At 51.5% G+C, this 9,551-nt stretch carries 8 protein-coding genes; 5 read left to right on the forward strand and 3 right to left on the reverse strand.

The features are described from left to right. On the forward strand, positions 1-2,174 hold a 2,174-nt coding region (gene hrpB / locus ACTG33_RS14405), incomplete at its 5' end, for an ATP-dependent helicase HrpB (RefSeq protein ID WP_439135918.1). Between the two features lie 29 nt (positions 2,175-2,203). Here the strand turns inward: hrpB and lpxL are convergent. Both lpxL and ACTG33_RS14415 read right to left on the reverse strand, forming a co-directional pair. Then, entirely contained in the window at positions 2,204-3,142 is a 939-nt protein-coding gene (gene lpxL / locus ACTG33_RS14410; RefSeq protein WP_439135919.1) for an LpxL/LpxP family Kdo(2)-lipid IV(A) lauroyl/palmitoleoyl acyltransferase, read from the reverse strand. A 265-nt stretch (positions 3,143-3,407) separates the two neighbouring features. Beyond that, positions 3,408-4,070 (reverse strand): nitroreductase, encoded by a 663-nt coding sequence (locus ACTG33_RS14415; RefSeq protein ID WP_439135920.1) that lies wholly within the window; start codon positions 4,068-4,070, stop codon positions 3,408-3,410. A 283-nt stretch (positions 4,071-4,353) separates the two neighbouring features. Here ACTG33_RS14415 and prfB point away from each other — a divergent pair. The 4 genes from prfB (at position 4,354) to ACTG33_RS14435 (ending at position 8,670) form a co-directional block, all read left to right on the forward strand. Next, positions 4,354-5,449, forward strand: a protein-coding gene (gene prfB, locus ACTG33_RS14420; protein ID WP_439135921.1) for a peptide chain release factor 2 whose coding sequence is annotated in 2 segments (ribosomal slippage) — positions 4,354-4,425 and positions 4,427-5,449 — 1,095 coding nt in all. Because the reading frame shifts where the segments join, the coding sequence is not laid out codon by codon here. 69 nt (positions 5,450-5,518) lie between these two features. Beyond that, the gene (gene lysS / locus ACTG33_RS14425; protein WP_439135922.1) at positions 5,519-7,021 is read left to right on the forward strand and encodes a lysine--tRNA ligase; all 1,503 of its coding nucleotides are present in this window, start codon (positions 5,519-5,521) and stop codon (positions 7,019-7,021) included. 53 nt (positions 7,022-7,074) lie between these two features. Then, positions 7,075-7,869: a thioesterase family protein gene (locus ACTG33_RS14430; RefSeq protein WP_439135923.1), complete on the forward strand. Its 795-nt coding sequence runs from the start codon at positions 7,075-7,077 to the stop codon at positions 7,867-7,869. A 90-nt stretch (positions 7,870-7,959) separates the two neighbouring features. Next, positions 7,960-8,670 (forward strand): hypothetical protein, encoded by a 711-nt coding sequence (locus ACTG33_RS14435; protein ID WP_439135924.1) that lies wholly within the window; start codon positions 7,960-7,962, stop codon positions 8,668-8,670. A 186-nt stretch (positions 8,671-8,856) separates the two neighbouring features. Here the strand turns inward: ACTG33_RS14435 and ACTG33_RS14440 are convergent. Next, a partial coding sequence (locus ACTG33_RS14440) for a ferredoxin--NADP reductase (RefSeq protein ID WP_439135925.1) occupies positions 8,857-9,551 on the reverse strand: 695 nt, incomplete at its 5' end.

Genomic DNA, 9,551 nt, shown 5'->3' on the forward strand with positions numbered 1-9,551 from the left:
GATCGCTGTTCGGAGATTTACGGGAGCAACCTCTCAAATTACTGGTGATGTCGGCAACCCTGGATGGTCAGCAGGTCAGTGAATATTTAGATGGAGCACCGGTAGTTCGCAGTGAAGGGAAAATGTTCCCGGTGGCAATTCGATACGGTACGCCGTATCGCTACGGTGAGAGGATTGTGGAGCGAACAGTTGCCACAGTGGTTCAGGCTCTCGGTGAAGAGTCGGGCAGTATTTTGGTGTTTTTGCCGGGGCAGGGCGAAATTCGGCAGGTTCATCAACAATTGCAGGCAAAGCTGCAGGATCAGTTGGGTGATAGCCCCCAAATATTGCTTTGTCCTCTGTATGGCGATTTGAGCCTGGCCGATCAACGACGGGCGATTGAACCCTGTCGCGACGGCGAGCGGAAAGTCGTCATCGCGACCAGTATTGCAGAAACCAGTCTGACGATTGAAGGCGTTCGTGTGGTGGTAGATTCAGGGCTCAGTCGTCTGCCGGCTTTCGATCCCAATACCGGTATGACCCGACTCACCACTCAACGAGTCTCAAAAGCCTCAGCGACACAGCGTTGTGGTCGAGCGGGCCGCTTGGAAGAGGGCGTTTGCTACCGTTTGTGGTCAGAGAGCCAGCAGAACGAACTGGCGGCATTTACCCCTCCCGAGATTCAGCAGGCCGATCTGGCGCCGCTGGCATTGCAGTTGTTGAATTGGGGAGTGAGTGATCTCTCTGAATTGAACTGGCTGGAACCGCCAGCCCTGGCACCGTATCAGCAAGCCCTTGAGCTACTGCAACAGTTGGGCGCGTCGGAACAGGTCGCCGGAACCTGTCAGTGGCGTGTGACAGGAATGGGGGAGGCTATGTTGAGATTGCCGGCTCACCCTCGTTTGGCGCACTTGATGATCAAGGCCAGGCTCCTTGGACGGAGTCGGCTGGGTTGTGAGCTGGCGGCACTGTTGTCTGAGCGGGATGTGGTGTCAGAACGGAATGGGGTGAAGTCCGTTGGTGCCGATCTTCAGTTGCGGCTGGATTTGTTGCGCGGGGATCGTACCGCTGATCGTGCACAGAAAGGTATCCTGTCGAGATTGAAAAAGCAGCAAGGTCAGTTTGAGCGTTTGCTTAAAGCTATCTCGTTGGATGCATCAGATTCTCCTGTAGAACCGTCAGAAAGTATGAGCGATGAAGCGAGTGTGGGTGTTCTGCTGGCATTTGCTTATCCAGATCGTATTGCCCGGCAGCGCAGTGGTAATCGGTTAAGTTATCAACTTAGCAATGGCCGCTCTGCAGATTTTTTAGAACAGGATGCACTTGGTAAAGAAGAATGGTTGGTTGTTGCCTCAGTGGGAGGCCAGCAGGGGCGCAGTAGTGATCGTATTTTTCTCGCCGCAGCTCTGAATTTTGAGAGGTTAAACCACTGCTTTGCGGATCAGATAGAGGACGTCGTCTGCGTGGAGTGGGACGAGCGGGCAGAAAAGCTCCGTGCGGAAAAGCAACGAAAGCTGGGTAAGTTGCTACTTGAGCAAAAGACACTGGAGTCCATCTCTGATGAGGAGCGTAAGCAAGCGCTGCTGGGATTGGTACAAAAACGAGGGCTGAACTTGTTTGATTGGCCTGACGAACTGATGCAGTGGCGAGCGAGGGTTGAGTTACTTCGTGTGAACTGTACAGATGGTCCAAACCCGTGGCCGGATGTCAGCGAAACGGGTTTGTTGCAAAACTTGTCAGGGTGGCTGGAGCCCTATTTAACAACCTCTGTGGTTAAAAAGATTACCAAGCTCAACCATTTTAAATCGTTGGATACCGCTACGATGCTACAGGGGCTGCTGCCCTGGCCATTGCCACAAACCCTCGACGAATTAGCGCCAAAGCGCTGGGCCGTACCTTCCGGTTCACGTATTGCCATTGACTACACACAAAACCCACCGGTCTTGGCTGTCAAATTACAGGAGATGTTTGGTTGCGTGTCATCGCCGTCAGTTGCTCAGGGCAGGGTAGCTTTGATGGTGCACCTGTTGTCTCCGGCAAAGCGTCCTCTGCAGGTAACTCAAGATTTGGCGGGGTTCTGGCAGGGCAGTTATCAGGACGTCAAAAAAGAAATGAAAGGACGGTATCCGAAACATCCGTGGCCGGATAATCCGTTGGAGGCGATCGCTACGGCGAAAACCAAAGCCAAAATGTAGCCTTGGTCGTTCGGGTTCTGTGTAACGGCTTATTTGTAGAGCTTTGCACGCCCATCCGGTTGGGTTTTAAAACGCCTGTGCGTCCACATATATTGGGTGGGAGCGATGCGGATACAGTCTTCAATGGCTTTATTGATCAGTGTTGCATCGACGGTATCGTCTCCGCTGGGGAAGCCTTCTGGCGGAGCGCGGAATGTCAGGTGATATTTTTCGGAATCGTTATCCCGATAGCAGGACAGCAGCACTACGGGTGATTGATTAAATTTGACCAGTCGGGTGGTTGCGGTAATCGTTGCAGCGTTGACGCCAAAAAATGGGGCGAATACGGAATGATCTCTGCCATAATCCTGATCGGGTGGATACCAGACAACCTCGTTTTTTTTCAGTGCTCGGGCAATTCCGCGCATATCAGATCGTTTGATAATGCCCTTCATAAAGCTCATGCGGCCATCGATGATGTATTTGTCCATCAAGGGATTGTTGTTGGGCCGATAGATTGCGTAAGGGCTGCAGGCCTGCGCGGTAAGTGCTCCACCCATATCCAGATGGCTATAATGCGCCCCAAGCAGTAGGACACCGCGTTGCTGATCCTGAGCCGCTTTGAGAACATCCAGCCCCTCAATCACAACCTTATCCCGTAGCGTTTCTGCGGAATATCGGTAAGCGTTACTGGTTTCCACCAAACCTAGAGCGTTATTAAAAAAGACTTCTTTGATTTTCTGCTGACGTGTGGCGTCGTCCCATTCGGGGAAACACAGCTGTAAATTGACATCGACAATGTGACGGCGACGGCTTGCAAACATCATCAGCAGCCGTCCAAGTCCCCGCGCAATAAGGGTTTGCAGACTCCAGGGCAGCAGCGACCAGATATTCAAAAACAGAATTGCCAGCCAGGTGGGCCAATAGCGAGGAGCGTAGTAATTGGGTGTGGGGCTATCGTGTTTGGGCATGACGAGGAATCGGCTCACAGGTGATGGTATCTTGGTTGGCCTTCTCTTAGGGAGTTACGCCAAAGCGAGCGGAGTATAACAGAGTGAGAAGCCTGAATTGAATCGTCGATCATCGGCTTAAGACGGGGCACAGAGCAAGTTGCGGAGCTTTCGGCGTTCAGGGCGTGTTTGCAGAGGAAAGTAGCACGTACTAAAACGGTGAAAGCAGCACGTACTATTACGGTCATCTGGCAAGTCGAACACACCGCCGGACTCTACCGTGCGGTGTGTCTGATAACCGGGTTCAGCCAACGAACGTCACTGAAGCTTCCAGTGGTTCACGGTCTGTACGGGCACGGTTTACATCTGCAGACTCATCGGCATAGCCGAAGGACATGCCGAACAGGATGCCGCGCTCTTCCGGCAGGTCCAGCATGTCACGGACCGGATCCGGGAATTGGCCTAAAGCGCCTTGCATGCAGCTGGCCAGACCGTGTTCTGCCAAAAGCAGAGACAGTGTTTGAGCGTAGATGCCGATGTCTACAGCACCCATGATGTTGAGGTATTTGTCCATGGTGAAGAAAACTGCGTGCGGAGCATCGAAAAATGACCAGTTGCGAGCCATAGCAATCTGACGGCCTTGTTTGTCGCTGCGTTCGATACCCATGGCGCTGTAGAGGGCATTTGCCGCGCCAAATTGTCTGTCTCTGTGAGCACCTTCGTAGCGCACTTCCCAGTCAAAATCCGGGTTGGGGGCTTTACCGCTCATAATCGCGGTGAGCAGTTTGTCTTTGAGTTGATCTTTTTTGTCGCCAGAAACCACGTAGGTCTGCCAAGGCTGCACGTTGCAGTTGGAGGGGGATTGTTGGGCCTCGGTAAAGATGGTTTTCAGAAGTTCTTCCGGTACTGGCTTGTCCAGGAAGGCGCGGGTTGATACCCGGCTGTTTAAAGCGTCAACAACAGACATGTAGATTCTCTCTTAAAAGGTGGGTTTTCTTGTCAGTCCCTGACTATTACAGGTTTTTTGAGTAGGGGAAAGCCCTTAAAGCGACACTTTTAAGGGCATTTCTGCCCACAGGCATAGGTGAGTGGTTGTTTTGAGGCGGGACCGTGTGACAGCTAGAGTTCGGGTGTTGGCTGCTGTACAATTCGCGGCTGAATTTTTGCCTGCCAAACTTTCCGAATCTGGCTTTCTGTTATCGAACGACAGAAACTGTATCTACTGTATTTGACGACGAAAAAGGGTTTTCATGGAAATCGCCCCATTAGTAAATGCTTTAAAAGACCTTAAGGAGCGCACCGACGTTCTTAGGGGGTATCTTTGACTACGCTCACAAGAAAGAGCGTTTAACCGAAGTCGAGCTGGAGCTGGCCGAGCCCAGTGTCTGGGATAAGCCTGAACGCGCTCAAGAATTGGGGCGTGAGAGATCCAGTCTGGAAGATGTGGTTAAAACCATCGAAGATCTGGATCAAGGCGTCGAGGACAGCCGAGAGCTGCTGGACATGGCGGTAGAAGAAGATGATGCCGACAGCGTGGCAGAGGTTGAGGCTGAGATTGAAACTCTCAATGCCCATCTCGGGAAGCTCGAATTTCGCCGTATGTTCTCTGGCGAAATGGATCCGAATAATGCCTTCGTGGAGATCCAGTCTGGTTCGGGCGGTACAGAAGCTCAGGATTGGGCAGAAATGGTATTGCGTATGTACTTGCGCTGGGGCGAAGCCAAAGGCTTTAAAACCACGCTGGAAGAGGCCTCTGCCGGTGAAGTGGCGGGTATTAAGAGTGCCACCATCCGTTTTGAAGGTGAATACGCCTTTGGCTGGTTAAGAACCGAGACTGGTGTTCATCGTCTGGTGCGCAAGTCGCCGTTTGACTCCGGCAATCGCCGTCACACCTCTTTCTGTTCGGTATTTGTGTCGCCGGAAATTGATGAAAATATCGAGATCGATATCAATCCTTCCGATGTTCGTACCGATACTTACCGCGCATCCGGTGCGGGTGGTCAGCACGTGAACAAAACGGATTCCGCGGTGCGACTGACGCACGAACCCACCGGTATCGTCGCCGAGTGTCAAAGTCAGCGTTCGCAGCATAAAAACCGGGATCAAGCGTGGAAAATGCTTCGCGCTAAAATCTATGAGCAGGAAATGCTCAAGCGCAATGAAGAAAAGCAGGCGCAGGAAGAAAATAAAGCGGATATTGGCTGGGGCAGCCAGATTCGTTCCTATGTTCTCGATGATCAGCGCATTAAAGATCTTCGTACCAATGTTCAGACCAGTAACTGCGGTACCGTTTTGGACGGTGGCCTGGACATGTTTATGGAAGCGAGCTTAAAAGCGGGGCTGTAATCGGCAACCCGACATCTGAACACGACCCGGATCTGAGTGGTGATCCGTGCACACTATTGGATAAAGACTATGAGCAACAATACGCAACAGCCTCAAGATGAAAACAAGTTGATTGCCGAGCGTCGGAATAAGTTATCTGTCCTCCGTGAGGCGGGTAACGCATTTCCGAACACCTTCCGTCCTGACAGCAAAGCTCAGGATTTGCAAAATGAGTTTGGCGGCTTCGAAAAGCCTGAACTGGAAGAGATGGGTAAGGTGTTTAGCGTTGCCGGTCGTTTGATTCGCAATCGTGGCGCATTCATGGAGATCCAGGACACTTCTGGTCGCATCCAGTTGTACGTCACCAAAGAGGCTCGTCCTTTCGCCAAGTCACTGGATTTGGGCGATATTGTCGGTGTTCGCGGAGAGCTGCATAAGTCCGGTAAAGGCGATTTGTACGTTCAGTTGGATGAGTATCAGTTGTTGACCAAAGCACTGCGTCCTCTGCCAGACAAATACCACGGCCTTGCGGATCAGGAAATGCGTTATCGTCAGCGTTATGTAGACCTGATTGCCAACCCTGAAGTGCGTGACACCTTTAAAATGCGCTCCAATATCGTGGCGTTTATTCGTAATTACCTGAATGGCCATGACTTCCTGGAAGTGGAAACGCCCATGCTGCAAGCTATTCCTGGTGGTGCAACCGCGCGTCCTTTTGTCACTCATCACAATGCGCTGGATATCGATATGTATCTGCGTATTGCTCCGGAACTCTACCTCAAGCGCTTAGTGGTGGGCGGTTTTGATCGTGTCTACGAAATCAACCGCAACTTCCGTAATGAAGGTTTGTCGACGCGTCACAACCCTGAATTCACCATGCTGGAGTTTTATCAGGCCTACGCGGATTACAACGATCTGATGGACCTGACTGAAGATATGCTGCGCAAGTTGTGCGAGCAGGTGATCGGTACTACTGAAATCCGCAGTACGGTGAAAAATGCTGAAGGCGAAGTTACTGAGGAAACCGTTTACGACTTTACCAAGCCGTTTCGTCGTATCAGCGTGTTTGATTCTATTCTGCACTTCAATCCCGAATTGTCCGCCAGCGATATCGATAACATTGACAGTGCACGCGGTGTTGCCGAAAAACTCGGTATCCCTATGAAAGATATTTGGGGCTTGGGTAAAGTCCAAATCGAAATCTTTGAAAAGACGGTGGAGCATCGGTTGATAGATCCAACGTTTATTACCGAGTATCCCACCGAAGTTTCACCGCTGGCGCGCCGCAGCGATGACAACCCGTTTGTGACTGAGCGTTTTGAATTTTTCGTCGGTGGCCGCGAAATTGCCAATGGCTTTTCCGAGTTGAATGATGCGGAAGATCAGGCCGAGCGCTTCCTAGCACAGGTTGCCGAGAAAGACGCCGGTGATGATGAAGCCATGCACTACGATGCCGATTACGTTCGTGCCCTGGAGTATGGTCTGCCGCCGACAGCGGGGCAGGGTATCGGTATCGATCGCCTGGTGATGTTATTGACCGACTCACCGTCCATTCGTGATGTTCTGCTGTTCCCGGCTATGCGTCCGGAATAAACCCTAAGTCCTTGGACAATTAAACATGGCGAACGCTTAGAAAGGATCAGATTATGGGGTTGTTCCAACAGGAAACCCAAGTAGAAAAAGTGGGTGAAAACCGTTGGCAGTCAGCCTTCACCGATAACTGGTGTATTGGTGATGTCCCCAATGGCGGTTATATCATGGCTATTGCCGCCAAGGTGTTGAGTGAGGCACTGCCCCATAAAGACCCTCTGAGTGTCAGTGCTTTCTATATGGCCCCCACTCATGTGGGGCCGGTGATCTGTGAAGTGGAAGAGCTGCGCTCGGGCGGTTCCACTTCGTTTGCCATGGTCCGTTTGTATCAGCAGGAAGAGCTCAAGGTTCAGGTGACGGCTGCGTTTACGGATCTGGAGCGTGTTCACGGTGAAACCCGGCAGCTGGTCAAGCCTGCGACTGACTTGACTGCGGACGATTGTGTACTGCTATCACCACCGCCTCATGTGAAAATGGCCAATCATGTTTGTCAGTGGGTCATTCCTGGCCAGGAGCAGAGCTTGTTGGGTAAGCCTCAGGGTGACGGACGTTGGGATGGCTGGATCGATTTTCGCGACGGTAATCCAATAGATGTGTTTGCTCTGCTATGCTTTAGTGATGCATTTCCTCCTCCTGCCTTTACCTATTACGGCCCAACGGGTTGGGTTCCGACGGTAGAGCTGACGGTACAGGTCCGTGCTCAACCTGCACCAGGACCAATTCAGTGCCAGTTCACATCGCGAATGATGACTGATGGTATTACGGAAGAAGATGGCATAATGTGGGACAGCGAAGGAAAGCTAGTGGCTATCAGTCGTCAAACTGCAAAGTTTCGTCTGCCGAAGTCGTAGAGGCGAATATCGCTGAGTTAAGTAGGGATTCCGGTACATACCGAGTCAGAGGGTTAACAGATGTGGGGCTATGATCGGTCTGAGGATACCATGCTGGTACCTCACAAGACGCAAGATGAGCACTTTGAGCTGTTTTGTATGGTTCTGGAGCGTGGTTTTGCCATTCACACCTGCCATTCTGACCGGCTGGTGGTCGAGTTTCGTCTCAAAGACACCGGATCTCGTCGTTATCTGCCCCGCGTTCACCCCAAAAGTGGCGTTAGTTTTCGCATTCCTGAAGACTGCTTGAAACCCAGCGACCTCTACTTGCACTACGATCCCTCCAGCGAAGCCGATATCCCTGAATTGGCGTACTTTCGCCCTGACAGCAATACCTTTATTCCTTACGACTATGAAAATGCCAGTCTTCTTGACCCCAACGAAGACGATCTTGTGATTCCTGTAGTGAAATTATCCACGCTGAAAGGGTTGCACTACATCAAGGATATTGCCTGTCTGCAGATGTTTAAGCTGGATTTCAATCGCCTTTCCAGTGCAGATCCGGCTTTGGCTGAGCAGGTCAGGGAAGTGTTGGCTCGCAAGATGGAACGCTTTGTGGAATTTGCCCACCCTTGGGTGCAAGCGAATTACGCAGAACGGATTGCCAAAGAATATTTGGATAACTACAAACCCAATCCGATTCCTAAAAGCGCTGGTCGAAAAGCTTCCATCGTGACTCGAGGGAAATTGAGTGGAGTGCGAAAGAGCGATAAACCTTTATTGGGCGACTCACCGGACTCATCGTTTCTGAGCTGGGATTGATACCCCGGTTTGTCTGGGCGTCTGTTTTTCGAGAGGCCCAACTCAGAGCTCAGAGCTGATAGCTCATAGATACTCGACCATAAGATCCCAAAAAGCCCGCTGAGTTGCGGGCTTTTTTGCGATTACGGGTTCAATTGTTTGCTGCATCCATTAACCAATGTTCGGTCTGGTTGGCTGGAGAGCGGATTACTTTTCCACAAATGCCCGCTCAATAACGTAGTGAGCCTGATGACCGTGACGAGATTCGGTGAAGCCGCGCTCATCCAGCCACGCGCAGGTGTCTTTTAACATAGCGGGGCTACCACAAACCATGAACCGGTCCGTCTCCGGGTTAATCGCCTGCAAACCAAAAGAGCCTGGCAGCTCACCAGAGGCCATTGCATCGGTCAGACGACCCTGATTACGATAAGGCTCACGGGTGACCGTCGGGTAATAGAGCAACTTTTCTTTGATGACATCGCCCAGATACTCATCATTAGGCAGTTCATTTTCGATAATGTCTTGATAAGCCAGCTCAGATACCGTGCGGACGCCGTGGGTCAGAATGATCTTGTCGAAACGATCATAGACTTCCGGGTCACGGATAATGCTCATAAAGGGCGCGAGACCCGTGCCGGTACTGATCAGATACAGGTTTTTGCCTGGCAGCAAGTGGTCGGCAATCAGCGTGCCTGTGGGTTTGGTGCTGACCAAAATTTGATCACCCACTTTAATGTTTTGCAGGCGTGATGTCAGAGGGCCATCCGGCACCTTAATGCTGAAAAATTCCAGCTCGTCATCGTAATTGGCGCTGGCAATGCTGTAGGCGCGCATCAATGGCTTACCTTCTACTTCCAGACCCATCATCACAAAATGGCCGTTTTCGAAGCGCAGGGCTGGAT

The sequence above is a fragment of the Pseudomaricurvus sp. genome, from assembly GCF_965662505.1.
Classification (GTDB): domain Bacteria; phylum Pseudomonadota; class Gammaproteobacteria; order Pseudomonadales; family Cellvibrionaceae; genus Pseudomaricurvus.